Raw genomic sequence first — 17,565 nt, 5'->3', positions numbered from 1 at the left:
AGACCGCTGCAGAAACCACTTCATGAAGTAATGAAGGATGATCACCACACCAACATAATGACAATAACTGCCCAAAATCCCTGCTTGCTTTCTTGTTTCACTACAGATAACGAATGTTCCGTGTCGACCGTTCTGTTTGTAGCTGTGGCTTTCATGTTCATCCTCCGTGTGCGGTAAGTCCTTTTGTCTTCACATTTAACCCAACCCAGGCGGCTTTGTTCATAGAATGACGTTGAACTACCACTTCGGTTGGCTGCGCTGGTATTGAATGGGCCATTCCAGTTCTTCACGAAGCTCTCGGGCAGCCTGCAGGGGCCAGTAAGGGTTGCGCAGCAACTCCCGGCCCAAAAAGATCAAATCAGCCCGTTCATTCTGGAGAACTTCTTCTGCCATCAAGGGGCTGGTGATGAGCCCGCCGGCCATCACCGGTAACCCGGTGAGTTGCCGGATGGTTTCGGCAAAGCGCACCTGATAACCGGGGTAGGTATTGATGCGGGCATTCACCACCGCGCCAGAGCTGACATTCACCAGATCGATGCCAGTGTCTTTGGCCAGATTCAGCAGGACTGCCAGATCTTCAGGGTGATTGCCCTCCGGTACATAGTCCTCAGCAGAAACTCTCACGATCAACGGCAGTTCTTCGGGAATGACTTCTTTCACAGCTGCCAGCACCTCTCTCAAAAATCGCGCCCGGTTTTCAGGAGAGCCCCCGTAGTCATCGGTGCGGTGGTTGGCAAGGGGAGAGAGAAACTGATTGATCAGATAGCCGTGAGCGGCGTGAATCTCCAGCACCTGAAAGCCGGCTGCCACCGCCCGGCGGGCGGCCTGCTGAAAAGATGCCGTCACCTGGGCAATGTCCGTTACACTCATGGCTTGTGGAACCTGAAACCGGGGGTCGGCAGCATCGAAAGAAAGGGCGCTGGGCGCAATCACCGCCTCTCCGGCGGCCTCGCATTTTCGCCCGGCGTGACCCAGCTGGATGCCCATCACCGCGCCATGGCGGCGTCCGGCATTCACAATGCGCCGCAACGCATCCATCTGGCTGTCTTCCCAGATACCCAGATCCTGAGAAGAAATGCGGCCCCGGGGCTCCACTGCTGTGGCTTCCAGCAAAATCAAGCCGGCACCCCCCACCGCCCGCGTGGTGTAATGAACCAAATGCCAGTCGTTGGCATAGCCGTCATCGCCTGCAGAGTACTGGCACATGGGGGCCATGACAATCCGGTTTTTAAGCGTGATTCTTTTCAGTTTGAAAGGACTGAAGAGTTTTGTCTGCATGGGTGATCGCCTCCTGAGTTCCTTTTTACCCGTTGGCTGATGAAAAAATCATTCTGTGAAAGGGGATTCGCAGTTCATCCAGTTGAATGGAGAACAGGGCACCTGAAGTAACGATATCAGAAGGGGCGACTGTTTAAAAGGCAACGAATGTGGTATCCTTAGCTTAAGCAGAAAAATGGCTGTTCATGCGGCGTTTCGAAGCTTTCATGATCATGCATTGCCTGCTGTCGCAGAAATCGTTGTACTGCATGTTGAGGAACCCTGCTGTACCGGTTGCTGCGATTTTTTCTTTTCAGACAGGAGGAAAAGACGATGCCAATCCAGCTTATTCGTGGCACACATCGCCGCCAACATCTGCCGATATTCCTAATTGCCTTGTTATTGCTGTTGGTGTCCACCTGTTCTTGGGTGCGTGCTCTGGAGCAGCCCAAATCGGTGCTTTTTATCAGTGCCTATTCTGAAAGCTTTGTCATTGTACCGGAGCAGATAGACGGAATTCGCGCCGCCTTTGCACCCCATCCCATTCAACTTGAAATTGAGTACATGGATACCCGGCGCATTGAAGCACAGGAAAATATTGAAATATTTCATCGGATACTCTCCTATAAGCTGAACCAGCTTCCTCCCTACGATGCTGTGCTGGTGGGGGATGATAACGCGTTGCAGTTCGCCCTGGATCATCAGAAAGAACTATTTGCCGGTATTCCCATTGTATTTTTGGGAATCAATGATCTGCAGCGGGCTGCCCTGGCAGCATCCGACCCCATGATCACCGGTGTGGTGGAGGCGTTCTCACTGGTGGAAACCATTGAAATAGCCCACCAGTTTCAGCCTGAGGCCACCCGGGTGATGGCGATTGTGGACGATACCCTTACCGGGCAGGGAGACAAAAACCAGTTTTATCAGGCGGCAACGGCACTGCCGGAGTTATCATTTGAGTCCCTGAATGCTTCTGAACATACCTACGAAGCCTTGGGAGAAACGCTGGAAGCCGTGGGTGCGGAAACCATTCTTCTTTACATGAGCATGTTTCAGGACAGAAATGGAGCCACCATGACCATCGACGAGGCCGTGGCTTTTCTGAGAGAACATGCACAGGTGCCTGTTTACCGCGCTTCGGTGGGGGGCGTGGGTGACGGCCTCATGGGTGGAAAAATGGTCTCCTACTTTGAACAGGGACGGGTGGCTGCCGATATGGTGGTGCAAATCCTTCAGGGAACACCGGTTTCGGCCATTCCCATGGTCTCGGAAAGCCCCAACCAGTATTTTTTTGACGATGAACTCCTTCGGGAATATGGCATTGACAGAAACCTGGTTCCCAGAGGTTCCATATTGTTGAACGAACCCACTTCTTTTTACACCGAAAATCGCGGGCTGGTGAACAATGCACTGGCAGTGCTGGCCTTTCTGGTGGCGTTATTGCTGGTGGTGGCCTATGACAATGTGAGACGCCGCCGCATTGAGCGGGAGCTTCATGAAAAAAATGAAGAACTGGCAGCCTACAATGAAGAAATGCTGGCAACAGAAGAAGAACTCACAGCTCAATACCAGACGATTCAGGAACATATGGAAGAGCTGACGGTGTTGAATCAAAAGTATGAAATTGCCACCAGCGGTACCAATAGCTGCGTGTGGGAGATCGACCTGGAAACCGATCGGATGTTTCTGTCAGATGACCTGAAGCATATTCTCTCCGTCGAAATCAATCCTTCGGGAAATGTGGAAAGTACTTTGAACCAACTCTTTCCCCGCCGGGAGATCAATCGGATTCGCCATGCCTTCACCCGCTACCAAAGCGGAACGGCAGATGAAATTTCCCTGCAGATTCCTATGGAAGAAACAGGGAAATCAACGCGCTGGGTGTTGTTTCAGGGCCGCGGCGTCTACCTGCAAAATGGCGAACTGGTGAAACTGGCGGGTATATTGCTGGATATCACCCACATAAAAGAACAGGAAGCACATATTGATTTTTTAGCGCACCATGATCCCCTCACCCGGCTGCCCAACCGTATCAGTTTCATGAATCGAATACAGGAAGAAATTGCTGCGGGACATGCCGGAACCGTTATGCTCCTTGATCTGGATAATTTCAAAGCCATCAACGATACCCTGGGACATGCTGTGGGGGATGATGTGCTCAGAGAAATTGCCCTGCGGTTTCAACAACTGGCCGATGAGAATTTTTTTGTCTCCAGATTTGGAGGCGATGAATTTTTGATTCTTCTAAGCCGGGAAGCTGATCAGGAAGTCATTGAAGGACACGTACGTCAAATTTTCAATGTTTTTGGATCGCCCTTCCAGGTACATAACAGCCGCCGGCAGATCCATTTCAGCATGGGTATCACCCGGTTTCCTGATGACAGCAGTGACATGGAACAGTTGATCATGAACGCCGACACCGCCATGTTCCAGGTGAAACATTCCGGCAAGAATCATTATATGTACTTTCAGCAGGAGATGATTGAAGTACTGAAGGAAAAAGTAGAAATAGAACGGCGCTTGACAGAAGCCCTTGCAGAAGACGGTTTCAGATTGGTGTATCAGCCACAGGTGGAGTCTGCTTCTGGCAATATTGTGGGATTTGAGGCGTTGCTGCGGTTAAAGGGTATTGCCATTCTGCCAGACCGATTCATTCCCGTGGCAGAAGAAACGGGTCAAATTATTCCCATTGGCCGATGGGTGGCGGGGGAAACAATTCGTCAGATGGCATCCTGGCGTGATCAGGGACTGCCTCTTAAACCGGTGGCCATTAATCTATCCAGCAAACAGCTCAGCGACGAAGGCCTTCATGGATATCTTCAACAAAAGCTCTTGGAGAAGAAAATCCCTGCCGAATATCTGGAAGTTGAGATCACCGAAAGCGTGCTTCTGGAAGAAAGCGCGGATACGACGACATTTTTGAACCGGCTTCGGGAAATTGGGATTCGCATTGCCCTCGATGATTTTGGAACCGGCTATTCTTCACTGATTTACCTGACCTACCTGCCCATTCAAAAAATCAAACTGGATAAAACTCTCAGCGATCGTTTCCTGAAAGATGAATCGGTGGAAGTCATGAACAGCATCATTACCCTGGGGCATAGCCTTCATATGGAGATCACCGCCGAAGGGGTGGAAGAACTGGAACAGTACCGAAAGCTTAAAAAAAGCGGCTGCGACTTTATGCAGGGCTACCTGTTCAGCCGGCCGCTTCCAGCGGAAGAGGTGACACCAATTTATAACAGCCGGTTGATTTCAGATAATGCGTCACCAGCAGGTGCATCGCAGTAAGTGTTCAGGGCAGCGGGTTAGTGGCAAAAACCCTTAGAAGGCAACTTGCAGCATCTATTGCGCATTTATTGAATATCTATTGAGCAACGATTGAATATCTACTGAATGGTTAACTGAGTGGTTAACTGAGCGGGTGCTTGAAGTTATTTGATGAGAAATCTTTTTTGTTTTCTAATGCAATTTTAATCTTGTCTGAATGGGGTTCTCATGTTGAAGCGTTACAATGACCATAATCAAATGAACAGGAGGGAATATTATGGTCACACTTGAACAGGTTGAGAAACTCAAGGAACGAACGGGTGTCAGTTACGAAGAAGCTAAAAAGGTACTGGAGGAAGCCAATGGGGATTTGCTGGAAGCAGTGATACTGCTGGAAAAAAGACAGCAAATCGGCACCCCTGCCGGAGGTGGATATTATCATACCGGTCAGGCGGGAAACCATCACCACCAACAACACCAGCAAACGGGTGCGCATGGCGAAAAAGAATCATTCGGACAGGAACAAGCTAAGAATGGCGGCACCACCTTTGGAGAAATGGTGGGTAATTTCTTCCGCTGGTGCGGAAAAGTGATTCATAAAGGAAACAGCAATGGGTTCAGAGTCTTAAAGGATAATGAAAAAATCATGGTGATCCCCCTGACAGCCATGGTGCTGCTGCTGGTCTTTGCCTTCTGGATCATTATACCGCTGCTGATCATCGGACTCTTTTTCGATTACAGCTACCGGTTTGAAGGCCCTGACCTGGGGAAACCTTCCGTGAACAAAGCCATGGATTCTGTGGCTAATGCTGCCGAAAACTTCAAGAATGATGTTGCCGGCAACAAACAGCAGTCAAATCAGGCGGAGTCACATCAAACAGATAAAGGTGAGAACCAGCATGGAACATCAGGAGAAACCGACAGAAATTCTCATTATTGAAGATGAGGAGAAAATAGCCCGCTTTGTCCAGCTGGAGCTGGAATATGAAGGCTACCGGGTGGAGAAGGCGTTAAATGGAAGGGACGGGCTGGAATTGATCAAAGCCCGCCCCTTTGATCTCGTGCTGCTGGATGTCATGCTGCCCGGCCTTAATGGTATCGAGGTGTTGCGGCGCATTCGCCAGTTTTCCCAACTGCCGGTGATCCTGCTCACCGCCCGGGACGGCGTGGTGGATAAAGTCACAGGTCTGGATGGCGGTGCCGATGACTACATCACCAAGCCCTTTGCCATTGAAGAACTGCTGGCCCGCATTCGGGTGGCTCTGCGAAAGAAGACCGCACCCATTGCCGATGCCTCCCTGCAGGCAGGCCCACTGAAGCTGGACCCGGAACGTCGGGAAGCTTGGATGGCGGCAAACCCTCTGGACTTGACTAAACGGGAATTTGATCTGCTGCAGTGTCTGCTGGAAAATAAGAACATTGTCATGAAGCGGGAAGTCCTGCTTGATAAAATATGGGGATATGATTTTTCAGGCGGCACCAATGCCGTCGACGTATACGTGCGGTACCTGCGGGCAAAAATAGAAGAACCCTATCATCAGAAAATCATTCAGACGGTACGGGGAGTGGGATACGTGATTCGTGATGAATAAACAGAAAGGCCACAAAAGTGGTGGAAGAGGAGCCTCTCTGACCGACAAAATAAAATCTTCCCTGGCGTTGAAGCTGAATGTTCACCTGGCGGTCATGCTGTTTTCTGCCTTTTTCACCGTGAACCTGGTGCTGGTCATCGGGGTCATCGGCACTACTCTCTTTCGCATCGAACGAGAAACACAGATGGTCATCGACAGTCTGGAAAATGCCACCTACATGGTTTACCAGCCCCTTTTCGAAGAAAAGGGGTTTCAGGTGCGTTCAGAAACTGTGAAAAATGGTGTGGTGGAGCCATCCGGACGTCTTCTCCCGCGGGCTTTGCAAGAAATGCTTCCGGTGGAATCACTGGAAGCCCGGCGTGATCTGAAACTGCCACCCCGCCAGCAGGATATTTCCCTGGCCCAGCGAATTGACCAAGCCACTTATCACATGAACCTGACGATCCATCACCAACCCCATGAAATCATCTATCAGATCGGGCCTGACCTGAACCGCCTGTTGCTGGCAGGGATCCTGCTTCTGGCGCTGGAGCTTTTTGTCTTCCTGGGCAGTCTGGTGGAAGGCGTCGGGGCCATTCGCAAGACCCTGAAGCCCATTGCAGACATGGCGGCCACCACCAGAAGCCTGAACGATCAGGTGGCAGCACTGGGGGCCGACGGAACCGGCCTGAAAAATTTGGCAGGAGAAATCAGCAGTATTGATGCCAGCCAGCTTGACAGGCGCCTGGCGGTGGATGAATCCCAGAAAGAACTGAAAGAGCTGGCCCAGGCCATCAACCAGATGTTGAACCGCATCAATGCTGCCTACCAGTCCCAGGTCAGATTTGTTTCAGACGCTTCCCACGAACTGCGCACCCCCATATCGGTGATTCAGGGTTATGTGAACCTGTTGGACCGATGGGGCAAAAAGGATGAAAAAACTCTTCAGGAATCCATTGATGCCATTAAGGGAGAAACTGAAAGTATGAAAGCCCTGGTGGAACAGCTGCTTTTTCTGGCCCGGGGAGACAACGAATCCATGCAGCTGCATCTGGAATCGGTGGAAGCGGGAGAACTGGTGGAAGAAATCGTGAAAGAAGCCCGGCTCATTGATCCCCATCACATTTTTGAAACCCGGCTGCAAACAGCGGCCCTGCTGACGGCAGACCGGCAGCTGATGAAGCAGGCCATCCGCATTTTGCTGGAAAACAGCATGAAATATACCCCTGCAGGCGAAGTGATCTCACTGCGGGTGAATCAGATGGACAGCCAGGTGCACATCACCGTACAGGATAACGGCATTGGCATTGAACCGGAAGACCTGCCCCATATTTTTGACAGGTTTTACCGGTCTGACGAATCCCGGGCGCGAAAAACCGGCGGCTCAGGGTTGGGGCTGGCCATTGCCAAATGGATTATCCAGCGTCATCACGGTCATGTGGAAGTGATCAGCCGGGTGGATATCGGCACCCGCACCACCATTATGCTGCCTAAAAAAGCTGCTGTTGCAGCTTCTGAAAAAGCGGTGACTGAGCAGCCCGACGGGTTTGAATCCCAGTGAAGAAACCGATGGGATTGAACCCTAATGAAGAAAATGAAGAAAATGTAACGAAAGAAAAGAATATAGAAAGTGGTGGGAAGGGAATCAGGGGAACGCTCAGGTGAAGTGATGCAAATAACAAAAAATGAGACAAATGAGTGACAAAACGTGTAGAATATAGGAGAGCAAGATGACAAAACAAGTGGTAACAGAAAGGAAGACAACCAATGGTTAACTATGAAGAACGATATCAACAACAGGAGAATCAGGAAAACCAACACCATCAGCATCCACAGCAAAACCAGCCCGTTTATCGGCAGGATTATCAGCAGCATCAAGAATACAGGGGTGAGCAACCGGGAAGAGGCCTGGCCATGATCGCCCATTTACTGGGACTGGTCACCGGATTTTTGGTACCGCTGATCATTTACTTACTGGTGGATCAAAGCAAGCCCTTTGCCAAGCGCCATGCCGCCGAAGCATTGAATTTTCAGATCACCCTCATGATTGCCTTTTTTGTTTCCGGTATTTTATCCCTCATCCTTATTGGCATTTTAGGATTCATTATTTTTGGGCTGCTGGACCTCATCTGCTCCATTATTGCCACCATGAAAGCCTCCAACAATGAAGATTACCGCTATCCCCTGACCATTCGGTTTATCAGAGAGTAATGCATCAGTGAACAATGCATCAGGTAATGGCATAGCCGCCAGAAGCACCATCATCCGCAAACCATCACAAACCATCATCTGTTGGCCAAACTGGCGTATGGTACCTGCCACACATCCCACACGAAACATACGGAGCATACTGAACATAAAGCGCATGCAGAACCTGCAGAACATACAAGACAGGAGCAGCATAAACCAATGAGCAAACCTTCTTTCTACACCCACCTCACCAGCGACGAACAGTATATTCTTAAGTGCTGTTTTTTTGTTTTTGCCGTCAACGGCATCTATGCAGTGATGCTGGGGTCACTGCTGCCCCTTATCAGCAGTGAATACAGCCTGAGCAACACCATCAGCGGCAGCCTGCTGTCGGCTCACCAGGTGGGCAATCTGGCTGCCGGGTTCATTGCAGGCATTCTGCCGGTATATCTGGGCCGAAAAAAAGCCATTCTGTTTTTATGCAGTTTTGTGGCAGTGGGCTTCATCATCATGATGACAACAGGCAACCCGGTATGGCTGTTGCTGGGGTTCCTATTTATTGGAATCAGCCGGGGAAGCATTGCCAATTTCAATAACACAGTGGTGAATGAAGTATCAGACAGCAATCCGGCAGCACTCAACCTGCTTCACAGCATTTTTGCCATCGGCGCCCTGACAGCACCCTTCATCGTCATTCTTTCCATGCATCTTGGCGGCGCCGGCGGCTGGCGTATCGCCACAGGCTTTGTGGTCTTTCTTGTGATCCTGGCCATGGGATTCTTCTCCCGAATGAATCTGGATGATACCGCCAGAAAGAAGAGAAAAGTCACTTCATATGAGTTCATGAAAAACAGGAATTTTCAGGTGGGAGTGGGCATTCTTTTTTTCTACCTCTGTGCCGAGGCGGCCATCACCGGCTGGCTGGTGAAATATTTCATTGATGCGGGAATCATGACAACCGCCTATGCCCAGGTGCTCAATGCACTTTTGTGGACAGTGATTCTGGCGGGCAGACTCACCTGCACCTACATTGGATCACGCATCCCCAAGGAGAAGCTGCTCACTGCCATGGGTCTGGGTTTTGCCCTTTTCTACCTGCTCCTGTTGTCAACCCGGCAAGTGACGGTGATTACCATCGCCATCATGGGCCTGGGTTTCTCCATGGCAGGCATTTATCCCACCACGGTGGCCAGCGTGGGAGGCACCTTAAAGGAGTACCCCATGGCCATGGGGATTTTACTCATCATCAGCGGCATCGGTTCAGTGATGATGCCCATTATCACAGGAGCGCTGTCAGACCAGTTCGGCATTTTTATCGGCATGGCAGCGGTTGTCATGGCCATCGCTCTGATGATGGTCAGCGTGGCGGTCAACAACCATTTGTGGGTGAAGGAAAAGAAAGGAGCCATCACATGAAGGTGATTACCCCGTGAAATATACCATTGGTGAATTTGCCGCTCTTTTGGGAGTCACGGTGGACACCCTGCGGCTTTACGAAAAGCACGGCATCATCAGCCCCATGAAAAATGACAAGAACCAATATCGCTACTTCGATGACCTGGATGCCCGCAATCTGCTAAGCAGCCGATGGCTCCGCAGCCTGTCCCTTTCACTGCCTGAAGCTGCCCGCCTCACAGGAGATGTGCCCTTGCAGCAGATTACCGGCAGTCTGCAGCAGGCAGCACAAACACTGGAAGCAGAAATTCGGGAAAAAGAAAGGCAGTTACAGCGGCTGAAAGAAACAAACGAAGAGATTGCTGCTCTGAACACGCGCCTGAACCAATGCTATTTTCGCCAGATGCCAGGTTTTTACAGGCTGCGGCAAACAGACATGAACACCCTGCTGAAAAACGAAGCCCTGTTGCAACGGGTCAGTGAATGGATGAACAGCCTGCCCTTTGCCTTTTTTTCCTTTCGCATTGAACAGGAAGCCATCACGTCAGAGGCGGCCATATTTCCCTACAGCTGGGGATTGGCCATGGAAGTGGATGAGGCGGCACGACGGCAGATCACCATTGATGAACACATCGAAATCATTCCACCGGCCTCCTGCCTGACGGCGGTGATTCGAGGGACCGGCGATGAAGATATCACCCGTAAATCCATTGTCTTTATGCTGGAAAACATCAGGGGGCAAGGCCTGCATCCTGATGGGGATGTTTTTGGGAAGATTGTGCTGACCCACCGGCACCAGGGGAAACGATGGGCCTATTTGGAGGTCAATATTCCAGTTTCTTAAACCAGATAACTTCGATTATTTTTTAACAAAATCATTGACTCCGGTGCTGCACCAGGGTTTACAGTGGAGATAGAGTAACGAGAGATAAAGTGTCTTGTTGCACCCATCCAATTCACTGAAAAACCTTGGAGAACAGGAGGAAATGAAATGAAACCGTTAACCAATGCTGAGAAGTCATCAAGGCTGAAAAGAACATGGCTGCTGGCACTGTGCCTGATGCTGGTGGTGTCACTGGTGGCAGGCTGTACCCAGCCGGCTCCGGCACCCGCTGCCGATGAAGAACCAGCCCCTGCCCAACAGACAACAGCACAGGGATATACACCGGGAACCTATACGGCAGAAGCAACGGGTCACAGCGGCCCGGTGGTGGTGGAAGTCACTTTTAGTGAGACGGCCATCACCGAAATTGCCATCGTCAGCCAGGCGGAAACTGCCGGCTTGGGCGATGCCGCCCTTGAGCGGGTGAAAGACCAGATTTTGGAAGGCCAGACCCTGGCAGCAGATGTGGTCAGTGGTGCCACCATCTCCAGCCAGGCCATGCTGGCAGCAGTTGAAGCAGCGGTTTTACAGGCCGATGGCGATGTGTCAGCTCTGAAAGCTGCCGCAGTGGTGCGCCCGGGAGACGGCGTGGTGGAAGAGCTGGCAGCCGACGTGGTGGTGATCGGCGGTGGAGCCTCCGGCGTTTCAGCAGCCATTGTAGCAGCTGAAGAAGGGGCATCGGTGATCCTTCTGGAGAAAACCGGTGTCATCGGAGGGGCCAGCAACCTTTCCTGGGCCGGCAAGTTCTTCAACTCCACCATCGCCCTGGAAAACGAGCTGGAAGTTGATCTGGAAGCTGCTATCACTCACTGGATTGAAGACAGCCACTGGCGAGTGGACGCAGCAGTGATTCGCAGGTACGTCACCCAGTCCGGGGAAACCTATGACTGGCTGAAGGAACGGGGCTATGAAACCATGTTCCTGAACTTCTTCAATGAACAGATGCACATGCTGCCGCCCTATGACACCCGTGAGGAAACACTGCGCAGCATGCTGGCAGCTTCGGTGGAACAACAGGGCGGTCAGGTGATCACCGAAACCACGGCAAAGTCCCTCATCACCAGCGAAAACGGCGATGTTACCGGCGTTGTGGCAGAACAGGCAGACGGTACCACGCTGGAAATCACAGCTAAAAGTGTGGTATTGGCCACCGGCGGCTATGCAGCCAACCGGGAAATGGTGAAAGAACACTTCGGTTTCGAAGGTGTCAACGGCGGATTGGGGCAGAACGTGGGAGAAGGCCTGCAAATGGCCTGGGAAGCGGGAGCACGGGTGCCCGACAACTTCGGAGGCCAGATGCTCCACCAAACCCTGGCCCGGGGAACAGCCGATCTGAAAACAGTGTATGAACCCTTTGAAGCCAGTTATCCCCTGATGCTCACCTACCTGCCCACACTGATGAATGTGGGAACTTCCGGTGCCCGTTTCCGGGATGAAGCCGCCACCCTGAAAGCCGTGGCAGCTGCCAACACCAGCGCCTTCCACGGCCCCTTCCACTATGTGATTGTGTCGGCGACTCAGCTGGATGCCCTGGAAAGTACGGGGATGAGCGGGATTCAGGCCCCCCGCCTGCCGGGAATGCCGCCGGAATTCTACGCCTCCTTTGCAGAGCAGTTCACCCTGGAAAATCCCTGGGAGAACGTCTATGAGGTCTTTGACACCATGGTGGAACAGGGCAATGGCTTCAAGGGTGAGACCATTGAAGCATTGGCAGAAAACGCCGGGATGGATGTGACCGTCTTCACCGAAACCTTCCGCCATTACGAAGAAGCAGCTGAATCAGGAACTGACAGTGCCTTTGGTAAAGCGTCCGAATACCTGCTGCCTATGGGCAGTGAAGGCCCTTACTACGCCATCATTGCCGAAATCAACAACCTGGGATCCATTGGCGGTCTGACCATTAATCGCAACTTTCAAGTGTTGAATGAAGCCCGGGTACCCATTGGCGGTCTCTATGCCGTGGGTATGGAAGCTGCCGGTGTGCTTTACAACGACACCTATGTGGGCAACGGTGTGGGCATCGGGTATGCCTTCACCTCAGGAAGACTGGGTGGTGAAGAGGCCGGCAAGTGGGCGATGGGACGATAACCGGCAAACCATATTTCATTCAATTTGAAACCGGGAGCACATCCCGGTTTTTTTGTGCACGTGTGCCCAGCAAGCCGCTAATTGTTTCTATTTTGATGGAAGATCAAAATAGTTGTCATGAAATAGTACCCCTGGTGACCTTGCCAGGGTACTGCGGGCAGCAAGCACACTGAGGAATTCCCAAATAAAAATTCTTACTGGATTAGAAACAATGACTATTTATTAGAGAAGATGACTGTTTGCCAGAGACAATGGCGGGGCATTCAGAAAATAATGACTATTAGCAATTGAAAGCTGCTATTTACAGGGAAAATTTTAAGGAGGAGTACCGTGAAAAGATTTAGGAATCATATCACACTGGTAGCCACGATCGCATTACTGTTAGCGATGGTTCAGGTCACTTTTGCAACAACTGTCGATGCAGGAGGAAACCGGATCATGGTTAATGATGAACTGATTAATGCCCCTACGGCTTCTGTCAATGTTGATGGTGTCGTACTGGTACCGATGCGGGCAGTTTTTGAAGCCTTGGGTGCTACAGTGACATGGCAGAAAGAGACGAAGACCGTCATGATTGAAAAGGATAATCTGACGGTGATGGCACCCATCGGGGAGCGCATCATCAACGTTGGCGGCACTCCACTTGAGATGGAAACCCCAGCGATTATCGTGGGTAATCAGGCGATGATTCCCATCAATACAGTGGTGGAGCTCTTTGGGGCGAAAATAACCTTCCCTGTTGTACAGGGGATCTCAGTTCGGGAAGATATAACGCCTGCTGAAGAACAAACCTACCCATTCAATTTAAACCCTTTGCCTTACACTTATGATTCCCTGGAGCCCTATATTGATGAAATGACAATGAATATCCATCATACCCGACACCACAATGCATATGTAAATTCTGCCAATAGTGGCTTGGCAGAGTTCCCACAGCTGCATGATTTAACCTCGGTGGAACTTTTGGCTGGGTTTAATGATTTACCTACAGACCTGCCAGCTTCTGTTATAAATACCATTAGAAATCATGTCGGTGGCCATACCAATCATGAACTGTTTTGGGAGGTTATGTCTCCTGCTCTGGCGGATAATGAAATGAGAATGCCTGCCGGGGAACTGGCAGCCAGGATTGATGAAACGTTTGGAAACTTCGAAGAGTTTAGAAATGAATTTGAAGAAGCCGCGAAAAGTCGCTTTGGTAGCGGTTGGGCGTGGTTGGTGGTAGATAATGGCGACTTGAAAGTAATAAGTACCGCAAACCAGGACAGCCCTTATATGGAGGGGCAAATACCGCTTCTCGGACTTGATGTTTGGGAACATGCATACTACCTCACTTACCAGAATATGCGTGGGGATTATGTAAGCAACTTCTGGTTTATTGTGAACTGGGATGAAGTGGCAAGGCGCTATTCAGAAGCCAAATAGCGACGATCAGCAGAGGTAATGTAATCAGATCAAAGAGTCAATCTCTCAGGAGGTTGACTCTTTTTGGGTGCACGCCCTGCATGAGCGCAGTCCAACGGGTGAAAGTCCAGTCTGAGTTAGTATCAAGATGTTCAGTAGCTGCTAACAGGCAACTGGTGGAGAAATCCTAAGATTAAAGCCCTGTGACAAAGCACCGGTGAATCGGGCGAGCAACCCAAAGAATAGCAAAATCGTCAATATCAAAGACGGCAAAGATGGATATGATTTTCTGGGGCTTCACAATAGGAAATTTTCAAAAACAGCGTACCAACAAGAATAAGCGCAGTAGCTGGAAACAGTCAAAAAATGGCTTGAAGGGAAACTGCTCAAACTTGCTTAGGAATAACTGTAACTGCATTTGATGAAGAGAACAGAAAAACTGTATGTGGAAAACCTCACGTTAAGTTTGATGGGGGGCTGGATAGTAAATGGGCGACCCGCTAGGTCACCCATTGAAATCAGCGGTCTACTTATATAGAAGGAGTTAAGGCTGGTCAACCCGGAGTAATTCAAAATTTATACAAATTAATACGATTGATGAAGTGCCATCATACAAAATTTTCGCAAACGAAAATGACACTGCCGGCATTAACAGGAGGCAAGGGTTGCTTTCCAACGACTATAATGTTTTTATAGCGTGGGAGCAAACCCGAAGCATCAGGATTAAAAATGAAGCAACCAAATTAGGTCCCTCGCTCAATGATAGCAAAGCAGCGTATGGTTGAAATGGTTATTTTAAACAATGATCTGGAAGAAAATTTATTGATGGACAACAGAACTCATGCGTTAAGAAACTGAACCTGACCCTTGATGCGTCGAAAATTAATCCATTGCCTTTATTTATCAATAACAGGAGAATGCCTGGACCTTAAGAGTGGTCTAAAAAAATAAAAGCACCACTAAACCTGTCTTATCGGATACAACCCACAGGTTCCAGATCAAACTCCATCAAAGCCTGGTTTAACAGGTCCATGTTATAAATTTTCTCTTTGATAAAAAACCTAAGAATCAGGTCCATTTCCAGGCTGTAAGAAAAACTAAACCCGGCAGATTCAAGTAGTGTGGCAGCTTCATATTCATCCAACTGAAGGCCGATGATCAAAGAAAACACTGTTCGTTTGCTGGGTTGGTAATCCGCAGCACTGCGGATTCGTGAGAACAGCCGTCGATCCATTCTTGCACCTTTGTAAACGGATACTTCATCAAGCTCTTTCTGATCAACAAACCAAAATAGGAGCTCGCCAAAAGCAGGTTTCTTTTCATGTTGGATGTAGGCTGTCAGATCTGAATACTTCACATCACGCCAAGGTGCTGGAAGGATTGTAGCATGGTAACAAATATTTGAATCTGGTTGCGATTCTTGCTTATTAGAATCTAATTGAGCTTGAACATGTTTCTTAAGTTGGTTCAAAAATGTGACCTGATCCATGAGAAACACACCTTCCCTAAAAAATGTCGCTTCAGAAACGACCATATGCCTGCAAGGTCTTGGTAACATTATACCAAAAGGAGTGATTTCGGTGGCAACAGGAATCATCATTCTTTGAATCAAAGCGGTTTCATGACAAAGCTGAAGAACAAATGATCCACATTGAAAAAAGGATCACCATGGAAGAAACCTATGGAACCTTTGAGGATGATATGATGATCTGATTCACTACCTACCAGCATGCATCCAGCTCCGGGATTGGCGACCAAATGTAGACGGTATGTTGATAGTGTTATCAAAAACTAGCTAGGAGTGTGGAGCATATGGACATAATGAATGTCTAATTCGCTATCATTGAAGAAAAAATGTGCAGTTTCAATAATAAAAAACAAATAATACAGACAAGCTAGCCACGAAGAACAACCTTCAACCATGGTAAGGATAAAAACAAAAAATACAGCAATTTAGCAAGATAAAGCTAATCGATGTTGAGGGTGCGAAGCTTTTATGGTCAAGTTTTCAAGAGCTTGGTCAGTAGTGATAGAATTCAGAATGAGTGGCAACTTAGATGAAGAAAGAATTAGTGTCAGAATTTTTATTATTTAATGAAAGAATGAAAGGGGTGTGGTTTGATGAACAATGCTCAAGAAAGTCTGGAAATTCAAAAAAACACCATTAAAGAACTGAAGAATGCTGTGGACAAAGTCAAAAGTGGACTACTTGTCTGGTTAGTAACACAAGCAGAAAGTAAGCATGATTTAGATTACGCTGAAAATTTGTCAAAAGCGATTATTAACATGCTATTTTCCGAAATGCCAAGTAGTGAAAGTGAAGCAGATTTTTTGATAAACAGCTATAACCAATATGCAACATCAAAAATCATATTTGAGAACATCAAGCCAAATGGAGAAATAAAGCAACTTATTAGAGATACTGTACACATTAGTGCCTTGGTTAATTATTCAAATGCTTTTGAAGATGGGAGAAGAATTGAGCCTGAGTTTTTTAATTCTATACTTAGAGAACCGCAGAGAGTGCTTGCAGAGTATCAATTAACTACAGATGACACTCTATTTCCTGATATAGCAGAATATATTAGGAGAAGCCAATCTTTTTTTGAGGCAAGCTATGAAAAGAGAGAAAGCAGTACAAACAATAGCACTGATCAGCTTTGTTGTAAGAAGGACTTTGATGTAGGTGCAAAAATGGTTAACGCAGAAACTGTGGATGCAGAAATAGTCGATATAGGAGATGCGGATGGAATAGACGAAAACCCAATGATTGTCAAGTCTGATGGCAATAAAATATGTAATCAAGTAAGACCATTTATTCGTCTGTTTGCAAAAACATTCGATATTCAGCTTTTCTCGATATGTGTATGGGTGCTACTATACGTGAGTTTACCATTGTCAATATATGATGAGATTCAATCTGTGTATATAATGAACTGGATTGTTGTAGCAATTGCTATTCAACTTGAAGCATTTGTGTTGTCAATTTTAGGAACAACACCTGGGAAATGGCTTCTCAACACACGAGTAGTCGATATAAAAGGAAACAGACCATCTCTGACAACTGCACTTCAAAGGAGTAATGAAGCTTACATTAAAGGTCTAGGTCTTGAAGTGCCTTTGGTGAATCTCATTACTAGGATGTATGCTTATAACTTTCTAACGAATTATAGCTCTACACCATGGGATCAGCGGCTGGGATTAACTGTCGTTCACAAAAAGATCGGGTTCATTAGATCAATCGGGTATATAACAGCTTTTAGTATTATGGTCTTTTATTTCTATATTGGATAAAAAGTTTTTAACCACCAAGGTGACAATAGACGACTTTATCTTTACCGCAGTGTCAGGCGAAAAGAAGCTGGTGAATATCACCTGGAAAAAAATTGGGATGAAGTAAGCTACGAACTCACCTTTGACGAAGTGTCGACGCTAATAGTTCTTCCAATATGACTGTTGCGCCTAATAAAGCAGGCCTGGTGGATTATGTAGGTAACTTCTATGCCA

12 protein-coding genes are annotated in these 17,565 nt (G+C 48.5%); 10 read left to right on the top strand and 2 right to left on the bottom strand.

The genetic code is table 11. The annotated features are described in order from the left end of the window. Positions 1–237: 237 nt before the first annotated feature. Positions 238–1,278, bottom strand: coding sequence for an NADPH dehydrogenase NamA (gene namA, locus QOL74_RS08425; protein WP_283409021.1), 1,041 nt, complete (start codon positions 1,276–1,278; stop codon positions 238–240). Positions 1,279–1,590: 312 nt separating this feature from the next. Here namA and QOL74_RS08420 point away from each other — a divergent pair, with 312 nt between their 5' ends. From QOL74_RS08420 to QOL74_RS08380, 9 genes are all read left to right on the top strand, one after another. Next, the gene (locus QOL74_RS08420) at positions 1,591–4,548 is read left to right on the top strand and encodes an ABC transporter substrate binding protein (protein ID WP_283409020.1); all 2,958 of its coding nucleotides are present in this window, start codon (positions 1,591–1,593) and stop codon (positions 4,546–4,548) included. A gap of 256 nt (positions 4,549–4,804) precedes the next feature. After that, positions 4,805–5,467: a DUF4342 domain-containing protein gene (locus QOL74_RS08415; RefSeq protein ID WP_283409019.1), complete on the top strand. Its 663-nt coding sequence runs from the start codon at positions 4,805–4,807 to the stop codon at positions 5,465–5,467. After that, a complete protein-coding gene (locus QOL74_RS08410) occupies positions 5,427–6,119 on the top strand; it encodes a response regulator transcription factor (protein WP_283409018.1) in 693 nt (230 codons plus the stop codon). The genes QOL74_RS08415 and QOL74_RS08410 overlap by 41 nt, the downstream gene beginning before the upstream one ends. Then, positions 6,112–7,659: a sensor histidine kinase gene (locus QOL74_RS08405; RefSeq protein ID WP_283409017.1), complete on the top strand. Its 1,548-nt coding sequence runs from the start codon at positions 6,112–6,114 to the stop codon at positions 7,657–7,659. Before QOL74_RS08410 ends, QOL74_RS08405 begins: the two co-directional genes overlap by 8 nt. 206 nt (positions 7,660–7,865) lie before the next feature. Continuing rightward, complete coding sequence (locus QOL74_RS08400) at positions 7,866–8,309, top strand: DUF4870 domain-containing protein (protein WP_283409016.1); 444 nt, start codon at positions 7,866–7,868, stop codon at positions 8,307–8,309. A 198-nt stretch (positions 8,310–8,507) separates the two neighbouring features. Then, on the top strand, positions 8,508–9,704 hold the full coding sequence (locus QOL74_RS08395; protein ID WP_283409015.1) for an MFS transporter: 1,197 nt from the start codon (positions 8,508–8,510) through the stop codon (positions 9,702–9,704). 13 nt (positions 9,705–9,717) lie between these two features. Then, positions 9,718–10,527 carry a MerR family transcriptional regulator gene (locus tag QOL74_RS08390; RefSeq protein WP_283409014.1) on the top strand — a complete coding sequence of 270 codons (810 nt, stop codon included), beginning with the start codon at positions 9,718–9,720 and terminating at the stop codon, positions 10,525–10,527. Between the two features lie 147 nt (positions 10,528–10,674). Next, a complete protein-coding gene (locus tag QOL74_RS08385) occupies positions 10,675–12,654 on the top strand; it encodes an FAD-dependent oxidoreductase (protein WP_283409013.1) in 1,980 nt (659 codons plus the stop codon). A gap of 330 nt (positions 12,655–12,984) precedes the next feature. Further along, entirely contained in the window at positions 12,985–14,079 is a 1,095-nt protein-coding gene (locus QOL74_RS08380; RefSeq protein ID WP_283409012.1) for a Fe-Mn family superoxide dismutase, read from the top strand. A 949-nt stretch (positions 14,080–15,028) separates the two neighbouring features. On the opposite strand, the gene QOL74_RS08375 is transcribed toward QOL74_RS08380, so the two are convergent. Beyond that, the gene (locus QOL74_RS08375; RefSeq protein ID WP_283409011.1) at positions 15,029–15,547 is read right to left on the bottom strand and encodes an XRE family transcriptional regulator; all 519 of its coding nucleotides are present in this window, start codon (positions 15,545–15,547) and stop codon (positions 15,029–15,031) included. A gap of 632 nt (positions 15,548–16,179) precedes the next feature. On the opposite strand from QOL74_RS08375, the gene QOL74_RS08370 reads away from it, so the two are divergent. After that, positions 16,180–17,352, top strand: coding sequence for an RDD family protein (locus QOL74_RS08370; RefSeq protein WP_283409010.1), 1,173 nt, complete (start codon positions 16,180–16,182; stop codon positions 17,350–17,352). Positions 17,353–17,565: the final 213 nt, after the last annotated feature.

The sequence above is a fragment of the Anoxynatronum buryatiense genome (assembly GCF_900182905.1).
GTDB lineage: Bacteria > Bacillota > Clostridia > Peptostreptococcales > Tindalliaceae > Anoxynatronum > Anoxynatronum buryatiense.
This window is presented reverse-complemented; position numbering and strand designations above follow the sequence as displayed.